The following is a 17,854-nucleotide window of genomic DNA, read 5'->3' on the forward strand; positions in this document are numbered from 1 at the left end:
TTGCGCTTTTGTGCTTTTGGAATGCAGTAGCGTTTTGACTTCAACTCCCTATGTGTACCAAATAATTTAGAAGTTAATAATCACCAATAATATGATCTACAGTGATAAATGACTTTGTATTTCTATACTCTCCAGGGGAGATGCCAAGAGAAGCGCGAAATACTTTACCGAAATAGTTACCATTAGAAAATCCAACATTTAATGCGATATCTTCAATTGATAGTTTGTCATTCTTTAATAATTCTATTGATTTATTAATTCTAATAGTTGTTAAATATTGTATAGGCGTAATATTTATTGATTTATGAAATAAGCGAGTGAAATGGTATTTAGAAAGTCCAGAGGCATCTACAATATCATCAAGAATGATAGAGTTTTGAAAGTTATTACTAATAAAAGTGATTGCACTGGAAATAGCTTTTGGCCACTCATCGTCTGTTTTTATATTCGAAATATAACGATATAATTCCATTAAAAATGAATAGGCAAATGAAGAGGCTTCGTATGCATCATTCATTTTATTAACTGAAACAATTCTTAAAAGCTCTATAATCCTTGATATAGGCTGAGAATGTAGATTTAGTTTTAATATATGCCCTAGGTTATTTGTTATATCTTCATAGCATCTAATAGCTTCTTGTCCAAATAAAGATATATGTATAAATTCCCATTCACTGCTATCGGAAGGCAAATAGTATTGATGATCACTAGGGATTTTAACGAAGAAAGCTTGTCCAGCTGTCAAATGAAAGATCTGATCCTCGATTTTAATTTTACCGGCACCTTTTAAAGTGTATTGAAAGACAATGATATCTGTTTCAGTTCGAGTCAAACCATTCCAGTCATAGGAAGAATCAGTCTGCTTCTCCCATCCTAAAGAGTGAATTCCTACGATACGTTGCTGATGGGGTCCTTTGAAAAGAAATCCAAATGTCCCATACTGTAAAGAGTCTAATTTTGATAGCAATATATTACCCTTCTTTCTGCTTTATTACCATTGTATAACTATATAACTCGGACTATGATTATTGTAGCAGTCAATTCTATGGAATAGGAAATATTATTTTAGGTTGAATAATAATATTTTTCAACTAAAATTACTTCTATATCTTAGAATTAAAGATAATAATAGGGGGTTATTTTATGTCAAAGATTATATTTTTAGGTGCTGGAAGTTCGGTTTTTGCAAAAAATGTACTTGGTGATTGCATGGGGGTTGCTGCTTTACAAGGTTTTGAGTTTGCACTATTTGATATTGATCATGAACGACTAAAAGACTCAGCACAAATGCTTAATAATATAAAAAAAAATCTAGGATCAACTGTGAAAATTGTTGCTTATACAGACCGCAAAGAAGCATTACGAGATGCGAAATATGTGATAAATGCAATTCAAGTTGGTGGATATGAACCAAGTACAATTATTGATTTTGAAATTCCTAAGAAGTATGGCCTACGCCAAACGATTGCTGATACAATTGGGATTGGTGGGATTTTTCGTAGTTTAAGAACGATTCCTGTAATGTTGGATATTGCTGAAGATATACAAGAAGTATGTCCGGATGCCTGGTTATTAAATTATACGAATCCTATGGCTACTTTAACAGGTAGTATGTTGAGATATACTGATGTCAAGACAGTTGGATTATGTCATAGTGTTCAAGTATGTGCAAACGATTTATTGAAAGATTTAGATATGCCGACAGATAATATTCAGTGGAAAATTGCAGGAACGAACCATTTAGCATGGCTGCTTGAAATTAACCGCAATGGGCAAGATTTATATCCGGAAATTAAGAAAAGAGCGCTAGAGAAACAACAGACTAAACATCATGATATGGTTCGCTACGAATTGATGCATCGCTTTGGTTATTATGTAACAGAGTCTTCTGAGCATAATGCGGAATATCACCCATACTTTATTAAACGTCAGTATCCGGAACTAATCGACCGTTTTAATATTCCGCTAGACGAATACCCAAGACGTTGTATTAGTCAGATTGCAGATTGGAAAAAGATGCGTATAGATTTAATTAATGACCAAAATTTATCGCATATACGTACACATGAATATGGATCGTATATTTTAGAGGCAATGGAAACAGACCAACCAATTAAAATAGGTGGAAACGTGCTGAACACGGGTGGTTTAATTAGCAATTTGCCAACAAGTGCTTGTGTGGAAGTTCCGTGTTTGATTGATGCAAGTGGCGTGACACCAACGTATGTCGGGAATCTACCTGAGCAATTAGCGGCGTTAAATCGAACAAATATTAATACGCAATTACTCACAATTGAAGCAGCAGTAACGGGTAAGAAAGAACATATTTATCATGCGGCTATGCTGGACCCGCATACTTCAGCTGAATTGTCCATTGATGATATTGTTTCATTATGTGATGAGCTTATTGAAGCACATGGAGATTGGTTACCGAAGTATAAATAAAAAATTGCTTCAATTAAATTAAAGGAAACCTGAGCATTGAATGAGAGAATTCAATGCTCAGGTTTTTTATTTTTTATATGATGCGAAGGTCAAGCCACTTAATTTCATCTTCTGTTAAGGATATTTCAGCAGCAGCTCTACATGAAAGCATCTCTACATAATTTTGTGGTCCGATAATTGCTGCTGTTGGAAATGGTTGATTTAAGACATATGCTAAGCTGATTTGAATTGTTTCCACATTTTTTTCTTTAGCCAATTGCTCTGCTCTTCGGTAGCGTTCCCAGTTGTCGTCATTGTAGAATACCCGAACTAAGTCCTCGTTAGATCGGTCTTCTGGTGTAAAACGGCCGGTGAAAAATCCACGTGCTTGTGAAGACCAAGAAAGAATAGGTAGATTTGATTTTTCATACCAGGCAAGAATTGAATCGTCGACTGATACACAATCTGACCAATATGGTGACTGTGCTTTTGCTAGGCTTAGGTTAGGACTACTGAAGGAAAAACCTATTAAACCATGGCTCTCTGCATAGTCATTTGCTTCTTGAAGGCGGTCAATTGACCAATTAGAACCTCCAAAAGTGCCAATCCTACCTGCTTCTACCTGCTCATTTAATATTTCTAGTATTTCGCCGACATGCACAGTAGGGTCATCACGATGAAGTGCATAGAGCTCAACATAGTCTGTTCTAAGTCTGTCCAAGCTGATTATTAGTTCTTCACCGATTGCTTTTTTATTTATTTGTGAGCCTTCTCGATTGGGGTGACCACCTTTTGTCAGTAGCAAGACATCGTCACGACGTTTGTTTTCTTCCATCCAGATACCTATAGCCTGTTCACTTTTTCCACCTGCATAAACAAATGCTGTGTCGAGGATATTTCCACCGATATTTATATAATTTTCTAGTACCTCAGTAACTTTATCAATAATTTCTGGTGTGAAGTAATCAGTTCCCATTACGAGCCCAGTTATAGTTTTCTCTAGTTTACCAATTTGAATATTCTGCATTTTTAATCCCCCAATCTTTATATTATAAGAATTCTTTCTTGTTTTTCTGCTGAAATAAGTGTACCTTTTATTGCTTTTATATTGCCGATTATATCTTCATTCGGGAATTTAATGGGTTTTCCATCAAGGACACTTTCTGCAAAATTGTCAGCCTGTAATGCATAAGGATTAATATTATCATCAAGGATTTTGTTCGTTTGTCCATCTTTGATAATTTTATATGATTGGTCTCCAAGGAATGCAGCCTTCATCACAATTCTTCCCTTTGAACCAAGAATTTCGAGCTCATTTCGAAATTCAGCCCACATACCACAATCAAAAGTCAAGGCAACCCCATTAGAAAACTCCATCATTCCAGAAGCCATCATATCGACATTACCATGTTCTGATGAGAAAAAAGCATGAGCAGTTACCGCCGAAGGCTCCTCATCTAGCAAGAATCTAGCAGCACTAATAGGATAACAACCTACATCATAAATTGATCCACCACCCCATTCTTTTGTAAAGCGAATGTTACCTGTATCCTCAGCTCCATTAAATGTGAATACAGCATGAATACTCCGTACATCTCCAATTTCACCATTTTTAATCCGAATTTTAATAGTTTCATATCGTTTTTGATGGCGATACATAAATGCTTCTGCTAGAATAACACCTGCTTTTGTACAAGCATCTACCATTACTTTGGCTTCTGTTTCATCTAATGCAATTGGCTTTTCGCATAAAATATGCTTTCCAGCCTTAGCGGCTTTAAGTGTCCACTCTTTATGTAAGTGATTTGGAAGAGGAATGTACACCGCATCAATTGAGGGATCATTTAGTAATTCTTCATAGCTACCATATGCTTTTTGAATTCCTAATTCATCAGCGTAAGCTTGAGCATTTTTCAAAGAACGGCTTGCAACTGCCGCGACTACATTTCTTTTTGACTCCTGTATACCCGGGATTACAGACCGCTTGCCAATACTTGCTGTGCTCATAATGCCCCAACGAACTTTTCTTTCTGCCATTATTTAACGCCTCCTCAGATTAAAAATAGTATAACATTAGTTTTATAAAATGAAAGAGTGAATATATTAAATATTCCGGTTATAGTTTTTGGAGATAAATTCCTTCATGAATAATATTGTTTATACAAGTAATTGTTATTTGGAGTCGATGGAAAATTCAGACAGGGGTGGTATAGTTGAATAGGTATAAATATATTATCTTGTTGTTATGCAAGAGGGGGATAGATTATGTCGGTACATAAATGGTGTAAAGTATTGATTGTTGACGATGAACTGCTAATTAGAAAGGGAATTAAACATTCTATTAATTGGGAGAAAGAGGGCTTTCAAATTATCGGTGAAGCAACGAATGGGGAAGAGGCACTTGATTTAATTGAAACTTTTCGACCACATATAGTAATCACAGACATGGTGATGCCGGTTATGGATGGAGTAGAATTGACAAAAGCAATCAAGGAGGATTATCCACAAATTGAAATAATTATCTTGAGCAGCTTTGGAGATTTTGATTATGTCCGTTCTACATTTCAGCTTGGTATATCCGATTATATACTTAAACCACAATTGGAAGGCGCTGACCTATTAAAGGCGCTTAAACAAGCAGCGCATAAGATTCCAGAATTTGTATTAGTTGATAATAGTGGTGGAGATGTGACAGTTTCGCTTGAGAGTATGATAGATAGAGTGATGACGGGCTTTGGATTAGAGGAAGATCCGGCACTTATAAGGAACATTTTTTCACACAGTCACTTCTGTTTACTTGGGATCGATATTAGAGCTCACATAAATCATAAAAAAAGTGTAATTGGGCCATTAATTGAGGAAATTGAAGGAAGAGTGAAAAGTGATTTTACGCATATTGAAATACATCGATTACCCGTCACTCAAAACATTATGGCTTTTATGTTTAATTTTGAACTGAATCAATTACAAACAATTAAGGAATTTATTAAGATGATTTCTATCTCACTTACTTTTGTTGATACTAAAGTTGGCTGGGCATTAACAGAGCCTTTCACTGAATTTCTTGATTTAAAGCAAGTTTATCAAAAAAAATTACTGCCGCTTATTCAATATCATTTTTACTTACCAGATATATCTGTGATGATTTATGATGAAATCCCGGGCGTCCGGCAAATTAATGAGCCTTTCCAATTAACTAGGTTTACTGAATTATTTCAACGTCAACAGTTTAAGGCGGCATTTTTATATTTGGAAGCTTACATTGAAGACCTTGCTCACCAATATACAACAGATGAGTTTGCATTTAAGTCCTTGGTAGGGAATATCATTTTCAATGTTACGATTCTTTTTGGAAATATGGAGAATAACAGCAGAAGATTGGAAGAGGAAAAGTATTATTATATATCATCTATTGATGGAGCATTAAATGTAAAAGAAGTTTTATCATTATTAGATGAATTTTTAACAGAGGCAAAGACCATGATTGAACTAGCACAAACCAATCCGAATCAGAATAATATGCAGAAGCTATTAGACTATATTTATGAACATTACGCAGAATCACTTAATTTAACAGAAATGGGGAAAAAGTTTCACTACAATCCATCGTATTTATCAAATTACTTTAGTGAAAATAACAATCAAAGTTTTAGCGAATATTTAAAACAAGTGCGAATTGAAAAATCTATTGAACTATTGCAGAAGGAAGAGATTTCAATTGCTAAAATTAGTATGCTAGTGGGTTACTCTGATCATAGCTATTTCTGTAGAGTGTTTAAAAACTCTACAGGTGTTTCACCAAGTAGTTATCGCAGACAATATTCTAGTACGAGAAAGAGGGAAAAATGACGAATCTTTTTGAACGCATAAATAATTATGGGTTATTGGTTAAGATATTTCTTGTGATGTTCATTAGTATTATTGCGATTACAATTACGATTACATTTAGTACTTTTCAGATGTCGAAAAAGTTATTTACAGAAACGTTTAGCATAACAAATTCAAAAATACTCGCAACAATCCAAGAAAGTGTGGAAAACTTTAATTATTCTGTTGTGAATACAATTAATAATATTGAACAAAGTGGGACAGTTAAAAAGTTCCTTACCGAAAGCGATACCAATAGCCTAGAAATGTCGGCGTCCTATTTCAATATGAGTGTGCAAATGAATCGAATTCGGACACACCTAGATACTTACGATAACGGGATTACAGTGTTGGGTGTAAATGGACGCAACTTTTCCACCAATCGGATATATTGGTCAATCACAGAAAAGGCACTACCAGACCATCCAATCACACAAAATGCGCTTGATAATCCAAAAGTATTGTCATACCACTATGATGATCGATATACCGATGCATTAAAAAAACCAGCAATTATTGCTTCGAAAGCGCTGACAGATAGAAAAAGTGGAGAAATCTATGGAGTCATGTATATTACTATGCAAGAACTTGAATTTCGACAATTTTACACAAGCTATACAAGTATAGGAAACAATGTTGCGATTATTAATGGAGCAGGAATTATTGTTTCGAGCAATCGTACGGAATTAATTGGACAACAAGAACTCGAATTACTCAATCATGCACAAGAGATTGAGAAACAGGATTTGAATTATAAGGATATTGAATTCTTAGAAAGAGAACAGATTGTACTATCTGAATATCTACCATCACTAGATTTATATTTGGTCAACTTAATTGATCGAAAACTTGTTATGGATAAAATAATTGATAAGAAATCAATAGTTCTCATTAGTATTTTAACCGCCAGTATTGCTTCGCTATTTATTTATTTTATTTCCAGGCGACTAACAAGATCACTAACAGGTCTTGTTAATCAAATTAATAATATTGCGAAATCCAATTTTGATCATTATGTCACCGTTTCAGGTAGTTATGAAACGAAACAGGTCGGGAATGCGTTTAATTTTATGCTTGATGAACTTCATGAATATGTTAGTGAATTGATTGCAACCCAAAAAAAGCAACGTAATGCGGAGTTAGCTGCACTACAGCAACAAATCAATCCACATTTTTTATATAATACGCTGGCATCCATAAAGATTATGGTAAAACAAGGGGATAAAGAGAAAGCAGCCGAAATGATTAATAAACTTATTTCTTTATTGCAAAATACAATCGGAAATATTAGTGAGACGAATACAGTAGAACAGGAATTAACGAATATGAAAGACTACACGTTCATTAATCAGGCCCGTTATGGGGAACAGATTAGGGTTAATTACTACATAACTCCCGCTTGTTTATCTTACCAACTTCCAAAGTTAATCATTCAGCCTTTTATTGAAAATGCATTTTTTCATGCATTTAATAAAAAAACATCAGGATTTATTCATATAATGATTGGACAAGAGCGAGATTCGCTTATCTGTGAAATTGTTGATAATGGCGATGGAATGGAGACAAATCTTGAAAAACAGATGCCCAGCTACAAAAGTAAGCGACAATTATTTAGTGGTATCGGAGTGAAAAATGTTAATGAAAGGATTAAATTATTGTATGGAGAAACATACGGTGTGGAAATAACCAGTACGTTAGGGGAGGGCACAAAGGTTAGGATTCGTTTACCAAGTATAGAATCTTGAAATAATCCTAATATACAATGAAAGTCCAAGTCGCTAATAGTTGATGATTTAGAAAACTATGAAAAGTGCGATTTCAGATAGATATTATCCTAACAGTCCCTCTTTTTTTTGTGTAAAATTGATTGTAGAAAGCGCTTTCAACTACAGAAGTGGAGGGGTAGGACAATGAAAAAGATATTCATATTATTTTTAATCAGTATATTATTGGTAGCTTGTTCTTCATCACCGGATTCAAAAGGAAGTGAAAGTAAAGTTGGAAATGAAGATACTAATGAAGTTACAGTTTGGGCATGGGATCCGAAATTTAACATTGCCGCGTTAGAAATTGCAAAAGAAACTTACAAACAAGAAAATCCAGATCTTAATGTCAAAGTTATTGAAAATGCACAAGATGATATTATCCAAAAATTAAATACAGCATTAGGTTCAGGTACAACGAAAGGATTACCTAATATTGTTTTAATTGAAGATTACCGGGCACAAAGTTTCTTAAAGTCTTTCCCTGATTCGTTTTATGAATTAACAGATTCATTTAATGCATCAGACTTTGCAGAATATAAAATTGCCCCAACAAGTTCTGAGGGTAAAAACTATGGCCTTCCTTTTGATACGGGTGTAACTGGTTTGTACGTTCGTACTGATTACTTGGAGGAAGCGGGTTATTCAGTAGAAGACTTAGAAGGAATTGATTGGAGAGAATATATCGAGATTGGGAAAAAGGTGAAAGAAGTTACAGGGAAAACATTCCTTACCATAGATCCTAATGATCTTGGTCTTATCCGAGTCATGATTCAATCAGCAGGCTCTTGGTATGTGAAAGAGGATGGCGTAACGCCTGACCTTGTAGATAATGAAGCTCTAAAAGAGGCATTTGAAGTTTATAAAGAAATGATAGATACAAACATTTTAAAGCCGCACTCTGATTGGAACCAATTTCTAACAGGCTTTAATAGTGGAGACGTTGTTACTGTACCAACAGGAAACTGGATTACACCTTCTATAAAGGCTGAGGAATCGCAATCTGGGAAATGGGCAGTTGTCCCAATACCTAAATTAAATGTTCCTGGTGGGGTAAATGCTTCGAATTTGGGAGGAAGTTCATGGTATGTGCTAAATATCCCGGGTGCCGAGCAGGCAGCAGATTTCTTAGGTAAAACATTTGGCTCTAATAGTGAAATGTATGAAAAACTTGTGAGTGAAGTTGGCGCAATTGGTACGTACAAACCTGCAGCAGAAAATGATGCTTATGCTACAGAAGATAAATTCTTTAGTGGACAGAGAACAATTGAAAACTTTGCATCATGGATGGAAGAAATCCCAGGTATTAACTACGGAATGCACACGTATGCAATTGACGATATTATTACTGTTGAAATGCAAAACTACTTAAATGGAAAAGATATTGACTCTGTCTTGAGTAACGCTCAGAAACAGGCAGAGGCACAACTTAATTAATATGTGAAAAAACGATAATCCTTAAGCAATTGATTGCTAAAACGATCTAATTTAAACGACCTGATCGGATCAATTGTTTAAGGTTTTTATTCTAAGTAAGGAAGTGATTTAAAGTGAACGGTAGAACTAAAACCAAATTGACTGGATGGACGTTTGTTGGGATTTCTACTTTTATGATTAGTGTGTTTTATTTTTATCCGATGATTCAGGCATTCATCCTCTCACTCCAATCGGGGTCGGGCACAAATTTAAGCTTTGTAGGGTTAGATAACTATAAACGTGTCTTTTCCGATCCTACATTTATTGCGGCTTTTAAAAACACTTTTATTTTTCTAATAGTACAAGTTCCAATAATGATTCTTTTAGGATTATTTTTATCTGTTCTCTTAAATGATCCTAAATTAAAATTTAAAAGTTTTTTCCGTATAGCAATATTTTTACCTTGCGTTACATCACTTGTTGCATATTCTGTCATCTTTAAAGATTTATTTGCGGTTGATGGAATCCTAAACAAACTATTACTTAATTTATCAATCGTGCCAGAGGGAATTAATTGGTTGACGGATCCATTCTGGGCAAAGGTCTCAATTATTATTGCAATTACATGGCGTTGGACAGGCTATAATATGATTTTTTATTTATCTGGTCTACAAAATATCGATTATTCAATATATGAAGCAGCAAGAATTGATGGAGCTTCCTCATTTCAACAGTTTTTCAAAATTACAATACCAATGTTGAAACCAATCATTTTATTTACATCCATTACATCAACAATAGGGACGTTACAGATATTTGATGAAGTAATGAACATTACAAAAGGTGGTCCTGGTAATTCGACCACATCAATATCTCAATATATCTATAATCTTTCCTTTAAGTATACACCAGACTTTGGCTATGCGGCGACGGTCTCTTACTTTGTTGTTGTGATTATCGTACTATTTGCCGCTCTACAGTTTAAGTTAGCAGGTGATAAAAAATGAAGAAAGTAAAAAGAATATTTACGTATCTATTTTTAACTTGTGCGGCAATCATTTCTATTTTTCCTTTTTTCTGGATGATTATCAGTGCGACAAATAAGTCGGTTGATGTGTCAAAAGGTAGATTATTTCCTGGAAGCCACTTAATTGAAAACTTTAAAAACTTAATTGAAACAGTTGATATTGCTCAAGCATTAACAAATTCATCAATTATCTCAGTGACAACAACAGTTCTGTCATTGATAATAGCCTCATTAGCTGGTTATGGCTTTGAAGTATATCGCAGTAAGGCAAAGGACATTGTATTTAATATTTTATTAATATCAATGATGATTCCATTTGCCGCATTAATGGTTCCGTTATACCGGATGTTCGGTTCGCTATCACAAGTAGCACCTTTCATTGGAATGGACACATTAGCATCTGTAATGTTGCCTACGATAACAACAGCTTTTCTTATTTTCTTTTTCAGGCAAAATACCAAAATGTTCTCAAGGGAATTGATTGAAGCAGGCAGAATTGACGGTTTGAGTGAACTGGGTATATTCTTCCGTATTTATATGCCAACAATGAAAACAACGTATGCTGCTGCAGCTATTATTACATTTATGAATAGCTGGAATAATTACTTATGGCCGCTAGTTGTATTACAATCACCTGAGAATCAAACGATCCCACTACTTATATCTAACTTGGGTTCAAGTTATGCACCTGATTACGGTGTAATTATGTTAACAATAGTAATCGCAACATTACCGACGGCGTTGATCTTTTTTGTGATGCAAAAACACTTTGTGGCTGGAATGATGGGGTCAGTGAAGTAATCACTTTATTATTGATAAGGAGTGTATGTTTAATGAAGAAACCGAGTTTAGAATGGCTTACAGATGTAGAGGTATTTGCTGTAAATCGTGTACCCGCGCATTCAGATCATCATTATTATGCCACGATGGAGGAGGCACGAAAAAAAGGGGAGATGAATTTCCGAAATTGTTTAAATGGTACATGGAAATTTAGTTACGCTGTTAACCCAAGTAGTCGTATAGAACAATTTTATGAATCCGATTATGATGCTAAAGGATGGGGAACTATTCAAGTTCCAGGACATATTCAATTACAAGGATTTGGACGACCACACTATGTAAACACAATGTATCCATGGGATGGCCATGATGAAATTCGTCCACCTGAGATCCCTATTGATGATAACCCAGTAGGTAGCTATTTGAAAACATTTACAGTACCTGAAAACATGCAAGATCAACCCTTGTTCATTTCTTTTCAAGGTGTTGAGACAGTACTTTATGTATGGCTAAATGGAGAGTTTGTTGGCTATAGTGAAGATAGTTTTACACCAGCAAATTTTGAACTTACACCTTATTTACAGGCGGGTGAAAACAAATTAGCTGTTGAAGTCTATCAGAGAAGTACAGGAAGTTGGTTAGAAGACCAAGATTTTTGGCGTTTTTCAGGAATTTTTAGAGACGTCTATCTATATAGCAAACCCTCTATACATGCAGAGGATGTGCATGTACATACTCATCTTGATGATACCTATACAAATGCGGTTTTGGAAATAGATCTCAAAGTGGTTACTGACCAAGATATAAAGGTGTCACTTGTATTAGAGGATGCGGATCATAAAGTTATAGAAGTAGTCGATCAAACACAATTTAGTACGAGCGGTTCATTGAAATTATCTGTTGAAAATCCACTATTATGGAGCGCAGAAAGTCCATATTTATATCAAGTTTATATTAAGCTTTATGATCAATTAGGAACATTAATAGAAGTCATTCCACAAAATGTTGGATTCCGTAGTTTTGAAATGAAGGATAAAATTATGCGATTAAATGGTAAACGGATTCTATTTAAGGGTGTCAATCGGCATGAGTTTAATTGTCATAGCGGGAGAGTAGTGACAAAAGAAGATATGCTTTGGGATATTAAAACGCTCAAACAGAATAATATTAATGCAGTTAGAACAGCTCATTATCCAAATCAAAGTTATTGGTATGAACTTTGTGATCAATATGGTATTTATGTCATTGATGAAATGAACTTAGAAACACATGGGACTTGGCAGAAGATGGATGCAATTGAACCTTCTTGGTTGATCCCGGGTAATCTTCCGGAATGGCAAAACATTGTAATGGATAGGGCGGTTTCAATGTTCGAACGTGATAAAAATCACCCATCGATTTTGATTTGGTCATGTGGTAATGAATCATATGCTGGTGAAGTCATACTGAATGTGACGCGCTATTTTAAAGAAGTTGATGAAAGTCGATTAGTTCATTATGAAGGTGTATTTTATGATCGGAATTATAGTGAGACAAGTGACATGGAAAGCCAAATGTATACAAAACCAGCTGATATTGAGAAGTATTTATTGAATAACCCAGATAAACCGTATATCAGCTGTGAATATATGCATGCGATGGGGAACTCACTTGGTGGGATGAAAAAATATACAGATCTTGAACGAGAATATCCAATGTATCAAGGTGGATTCATTTGGGATTATATTGACCAAGGCCTTGTAAAAAAGGACCGTTATGGACAGGAATTTTTGGCGTATGGTGGTGATTTTGGTGATCGACCAACAGATTATAATTTCTGTTTTAATGGTATTATTTATGCGAATCGCGAACTGTCACCTAAAATGCAAGAAGTACGCTTTTTATACCAAGATATAAAGCTATTTCCTGATCGTAATGGTGTGAAAATCATCAATGATCGATTATTCGAAGATACAAGTGATTTAGTATTGGAATATCGTTTAACATTTGAAGGGCAGCAATTATACCATGCTCAAAAACAAGTGAATATTGAGCCGGGAAGCGAAGAGTACATTGAATTAGATTATCTATCAGAATTGAATATGAATGGTGAATATGTGATTCAAACTGCACTATTATTGAAAAACAAGACAATTTGGGCAGATCAAGACTTTGAACTTTCTTTTGGAGAGCATATATTTCAAGAAGGTAAACGAGACTTTATTATTCCAAAGGGGACAGTAAATGTAGTCAAAGGTGACGTAAATATTGGTGTCCATGGAGAAAGTTTCAGTGCTATATTCTCACTTAAAATGGCATCACTTATTTCACTCAAATACGCGGGCAAGGAAATGATTGAGCAAGCGCCTGCTCCGCTATTTTGGCGAGCGCTCACGGACAATGACCGGGGCAATCAAGCAGGCTTTGAAATGAGTGAATGGTATGCAGCTAGTCTAGGTCGGAAATGTATTGGATTCAATGTACAAGATGAGAAAACACACGCAACAATTAGTTTTGATTATACATTGGCGATAGATTCGGCTGTAAAACTCAAAGTTTCTTATACAGTTTATGCCGACGGACGTATTAAAGTATGTTCATCCTATCAGGGGGCCACTGGGGTGCCGGATATGCCGCTATTTGGAATTTCTTTTAAAATGTCTGCTGATTATCATGAACTAGACTGGTATGCGAACGGTCCAGAAGAAAATTATCTCGATCGTTCAAATGGTGCAAGATTAGGGGTATTTAGAAATATGGTGTCAGCTAATCTAGCTGCCTATGCGTCTCCACAAGAATCTGGTAATAGGACAGGTGTCCGCCGGGTAGATGTAACCAATAACGAAGGAATTGGCATCCGAATTTCATCTACAGATACACCAATTGAATGCAATATTTCACCTTATACAGCATTTGAATTAGAAAATGCTTCTCATCATTATGAACTGCCAGCTATTCATTACACAGTGGTTACCATCGCAGGTAAGCAAATGGGGGTGGGTGGTGATGATAGTTGGGGCGCACCGGTACATGAAGAATACAGAATTAATGCAGAAAAAGAAATATACTTTGAGTTCATGATTGAACCTAAATAATTAGCCGGTAATATTGCCCTGCAGACAGTGATTATGTAGGGCAATACGTATGAAATTTGTTGATGATTAGATAAAAATATATATGAACTATTAAATTTAAAAAGGAGGAAAAACATGCGAAACATAGGTTTACAATTTTGGTCGATTCGTGAAGAAGTGGAAAAGGATTTATTGGGGATGATTGAAAAGGTAGCGAAGATGGGCTATACAGGTATACAATTTGCTGGATTCTTCGATCATACGGCCGTAGAAGTGAAAGACAAATTGGTTGAAGTAGGGATTAAAGTTGCTGGTGCCCATGTTCAAATTGAACAACTTGAAAATAACCTTGAAGAAACATTGAAATACCATGAAACAATCGGAAATAAATTAATTATCATTCCTTTTTTACAGAAAAATATGCGGACAACTGAGAATGATTACAAACGAACGACAAAACGACTAAATGACATAGGCCGAAAAGTTCATGCAGCAGGATTTACATTAGCCTATCATAACCATGACTTTGAATTTGACGTGTTTGATGGAAAAACTGGTTTTGATATTCTGTTTGAAAATACAGCTGAAGAACATTTAAAAATAGAGTTGGATTGTTTCTGGGCGGCTTGTACAAATAATAATCCATTAGAAATTATTGAGAAGTATGCTAATCGTGTGGTTTCTTTGCATATTAAAGATATGAAAGTTGTAGACAATGAGCATATTTCTACGGAGCTTGGTACGGGAAGACTGCCGCTACCCGAGTACATTCAAAAAGGGAAAGCGAACAACGTAAAGTGGTTTATTGTTGAACAAGAACATTTCACAAAAAATCCAGTAGAAAGTGCAACACAAAATGCAAAAGAAATGTACACGATTTTCGATAAGTAATATGACTTGGGTGCAGGGAGGAAATTGGATATGGATAAATTGAAAATAGGTGTCATTGGATGTGGCAGTATTGCTAAGTTCCGTCATCTTCCGGAGTATTCGACAAATGAAAATGTAGAAATTGTTGCAGTTTGTGACATAGTTGAAGATCGGGTGAATGAAACAGCAGAAAGGTATAATGCAAAAGCATATATAAATTTTGAAGATTTACTTGCCGATGAGACTATTGATGCAGTAAGTGTTTGTTTACCAAACTATTTGCATGCACCTGTTTCGATTGTCGCATTAAATGCTGGGAAACATGTATTATGCGAAAAACCTATGGCTACTTCTTATGAAGAAGGGAAACAGATGATTGAAGCAGCAAGTAATAAAAATAAAAAACTTATGATTGGACATAATCAACGCTTTGTTTCTTCCCATGAAAAAGCGATGGCACTCATTGCAAGTGGAGAATTGGGTAGGATTTACAGTTTCCGTACTGCATTTGGCCATCCGGGGCCAGAAAGATGGAGCATAGATGGACGTGATAGTTGTTTTTTTTATAAAGAGGAAGCGTTTATTGGAGCGATGGGTGATTTAGGTGTCCATAAAACAGATTTGATGCGCTATATCTTGGGTGAGGAAATTGTTGAAGTAGCTGGATTTGTTGAAACAAATGCGAAAAAAGATACAGATATTGATGATAACGCTGTTTGTATCTTAAAGACTGAATCGGGAATTATAGGTACGCTAGCAGCAAGCTGGGCGTACACTGCAGATACAGATAATTCAACGATTATTTACGGAGAAAAAGCAATTCCACGATTGGAAGATGATCCAAAGTATTCGCTTATCGTACAATATACAAAGGGTGAAGTTTTAAAGTATGAATTAGGTGCCATACAAACAAATGAAGAAGGTGGGCAACATACTTCGCATGTGATTGATCATTTTGTATCAGCGGTTCTGAATGATACAGAGGTGCCCGTGTCTGGAGAAGAAGGATTAAAATCATTAGAAGTTGTTTTGGCAGTATTAAGGTCTAGTGAAAGTAAAAAGATTGTAAGGGTTTGAAGTATATCTAGAAATTGAGGAGGGTTTATCCGTGAAATTAGGCGCTTTTGCAGTTTTACTTGCTCAAAAGCCGGTTTCAGGCCGAATAATGAAAGAGCATACCCCTCAAAAGAGAGACCACTGTAAAACGTACTAATAATTCATTTTTTATATGTTGTCAGGCTATGGACTACATGCCAATAGATTACAATTACTGCGGTTGTTATTGGTGGTAAGTTGGTAACTGGAGGCGTAGGAGTACTAATATTAGGTATTATTCAGACATTCATTCTATTCGTAGGAACACTTGCAAAAAACAATCTTGAAACAATAAAAAAATATACCACGAAGGATCAATTAGGTGGATTTAAGGATAGATTCGATAGAATTATGTTGTTTTTGATAAAGAGACGGCGGTTTGGTCGTGAAATATAATATTACACAAGGACTTGCCTGATAATTGGTGAGTCTTTATTTTTTATATAGGGGAGAAGGGAATTTGAAATAGATAATGAATATGTTATGTTTCATGTCATTTCAAACAAGGTAGTTTTATGACAACAAATAGTCCGGGTTTACCACCGTTTAGGAAAGAAAGAAAAAGTTCATTTTAATGTAGTTCGTATTGTATACAATGCATCTAAAATAGCAAATGATCGACTCAAAAAACGAATCATCGCAGCCTAATTGAGCTGTAAGTATTTCATTGTCTTTCGTTAAACGACTCAATGTTCTGATTAGAAGCTTTTTTTATAACATGTATTGTGAAATAGATTCAACTAGCCCAGATATTAAAATTTAACTTTTTCAAAAAAATATTGATTGTACGTACGTTTTGTATTAATATGAAGATGGGAACAATAACATGTACGTATATATCGAGTTGGGAAGGTGGAAGTAAATATGCTAGAAGATTTGAAACAAAAGGTGTTAGATGCGAATTTAGCATTACCAAAACATAATCTAGTTACTTTTACGTGGGGGAATGTAAGCGGTATCAGTAGGGTAGACAATCTTATTGTCATCAAACCAAGTGGAGTACCTTATGATGAGTTGAAAAAAGAAGATATGGTTGTTGTTGATTTTGATGGCAATATTGTAGAAGGTAAATTAAAGCCATCTTCTGATACGCCAACTCATATTGTCTTATATAAAAACTTTCCTGACATTGGTGGAGTTGTTCATACGCATGCACCATGGTCAACAAGTTGGGCTCAAGCGGGAAGAAGTTTACCAGCTTTAGGTACGACGCATGCGGATTACTTTTACGGCACAATTCCTTGTACACGGGCAATGACTGAGGATGAAATTAATGGGGCGTATGAACATGAAACGGGCAATGTTATTATTGAGACTTTTAAAGAAATCAATCCAAATGAAATACCAAGTGTGCTTGTTCATAGTCATGCACCTTTTTCTTGGGGGAAAGACCCTGAAGAGGCGGTACATAATGCGGTTGTGTTAGAAGAAGTGTCAAAAATGGCTTTACAAATGTATCAATTGAATCCGAACACGACTGATATGGATCAAGCGCTGTTGGATAAACACTATCTTAGAAAACATGGAGCAAAGGCATATTATGGACAAAAGAACTAAGG

Annotated in this window: 13 protein-coding genes; 10 read left to right on the forward strand and 3 right to left on the reverse strand. The window is 35.3% G+C overall.

The window, feature by feature from the left end; all coding sequences use genetic code 11:
* Positions 1-73 precede the first annotated feature (73 nt).
* On the reverse strand, positions 74-967 hold the full coding sequence (locus H7992_RS11395; RefSeq protein ID WP_187047620.1) for a helix-turn-helix domain-containing protein: 894 nt from the start codon (positions 965-967) through the stop codon (positions 74-76).
* A 176-nt stretch (positions 968-1,143) separates the two neighbouring features.
* Between H7992_RS11395 and H7992_RS11400 the strand changes: the two genes are divergently transcribed.
* Positions 1,144-2,445 (forward strand): alpha-glucosidase/alpha-galactosidase, encoded by a 1,302-nt coding sequence (locus H7992_RS11400; RefSeq protein ID WP_187047621.1) that lies wholly within the window; start codon positions 1,144-1,146, stop codon positions 2,443-2,445.
* A 73-nt stretch (positions 2,446-2,518) separates the two neighbouring features.
* On the opposite strand, the gene H7992_RS11405 is transcribed toward H7992_RS11400, so the two are convergent.
* Positions 2,519-3,451: an aldo/keto reductase gene (locus tag H7992_RS11405; RefSeq protein ID WP_187047622.1), complete on the reverse strand. Its 933-nt coding sequence runs from the start codon at positions 3,449-3,451 to the stop codon at positions 2,519-2,521.
* 17 nt (positions 3,452-3,468) lie between these two features.
* Positions 3,469-4,461 carry a Gfo/Idh/MocA family protein gene (locus H7992_RS11410; protein WP_187047623.1) on the reverse strand — a complete coding sequence of 331 codons (993 nt, stop codon included), beginning with the start codon at positions 4,459-4,461 and terminating at the stop codon, positions 3,469-3,471.
* 228 nt (positions 4,462-4,689) lie between these two features.
* On the opposite strand from H7992_RS11410, the gene H7992_RS11415 reads away from it, so the two are divergent.
* The 9 genes from H7992_RS11415 to araD all read left to right on the forward strand — a co-directional run bounded on the left by H7992_RS11415 (position 4,690) and on the right by araD (position 17,852).
* Positions 4,690-6,273: a response regulator transcription factor gene (locus H7992_RS11415; protein WP_187047624.1), complete on the forward strand. Its 1,584-nt coding sequence runs from the start codon at positions 4,690-4,692 to the stop codon at positions 6,271-6,273.
* Entirely contained in the window at positions 6,270-8,036 is a 1,767-nt protein-coding gene (locus H7992_RS11420; RefSeq protein ID WP_187047625.1) for a cache domain-containing sensor histidine kinase, read from the forward strand. The genes H7992_RS11415 and H7992_RS11420 overlap by 4 nt, the downstream gene beginning before the upstream one ends.
* Positions 8,037-8,201: 165 nt before the next feature.
* Positions 8,202-9,491 carry an ABC transporter substrate-binding protein gene (locus H7992_RS11425; RefSeq protein WP_187047626.1) on the forward strand — a complete coding sequence of 430 codons (1,290 nt, stop codon included), beginning with the start codon at positions 8,202-8,204 and terminating at the stop codon, positions 9,489-9,491.
* Between the two features lie 173 nt (positions 9,492-9,664).
* Positions 9,665-10,477 carry a carbohydrate ABC transporter permease gene (locus tag H7992_RS11430; protein WP_187047865.1) on the forward strand — a complete coding sequence of 271 codons (813 nt, stop codon included), beginning with the start codon at positions 9,665-9,667 and terminating at the stop codon, positions 10,475-10,477.
* Entirely contained in the window at positions 10,474-11,298 is an 825-nt protein-coding gene (locus tag H7992_RS11435) for a carbohydrate ABC transporter permease (protein ID WP_187047627.1), read from the forward strand. The genes H7992_RS11430 and H7992_RS11435 overlap by 4 nt, the downstream gene beginning before the upstream one ends.
* Positions 11,299-11,330: 32 nt before the next feature.
* The gene (locus H7992_RS11440; RefSeq protein ID WP_187047628.1) at positions 11,331-14,351 is read left to right on the forward strand and encodes a beta-galactosidase, LacZ type; all 3,021 of its coding nucleotides are present in this window, start codon (positions 11,331-11,333) and stop codon (positions 14,349-14,351) included.
* A gap of 114 nt (positions 14,352-14,465) precedes the next feature.
* Positions 14,466-15,221, forward strand: a complete 756-nt coding sequence (locus H7992_RS11445; protein WP_187047629.1) for a sugar phosphate isomerase/epimerase family protein — start codon at positions 14,466-14,468, stop codon at positions 15,219-15,221.
* A gap of 30 nt (positions 15,222-15,251) precedes the next feature.
* A complete protein-coding gene (locus H7992_RS11450; protein ID WP_187047630.1) occupies positions 15,252-16,277 on the forward strand; it encodes a Gfo/Idh/MocA family protein in 1,026 nt (341 codons plus the stop codon).
* Between the two features lie 882 nt (positions 16,278-17,159).
* Complete coding sequence (araD, locus tag H7992_RS11455; RefSeq protein ID WP_187047631.1) at positions 17,160-17,852, forward strand: L-ribulose-5-phosphate 4-epimerase; 693 nt, start codon at positions 17,160-17,162, stop codon at positions 17,850-17,852.
* The last annotated feature ends 2 nt before the right edge of the window (positions 17,853-17,854 follow it).

It is taken from the genome of Sporosarcina sp. resist (genome assembly GCF_014302295.1).
Taxonomy (GTDB): domain Bacteria; phylum Bacillota; class Bacilli; order Bacillales_A; family Planococcaceae; genus Sporosarcina; species Sporosarcina psychrophila.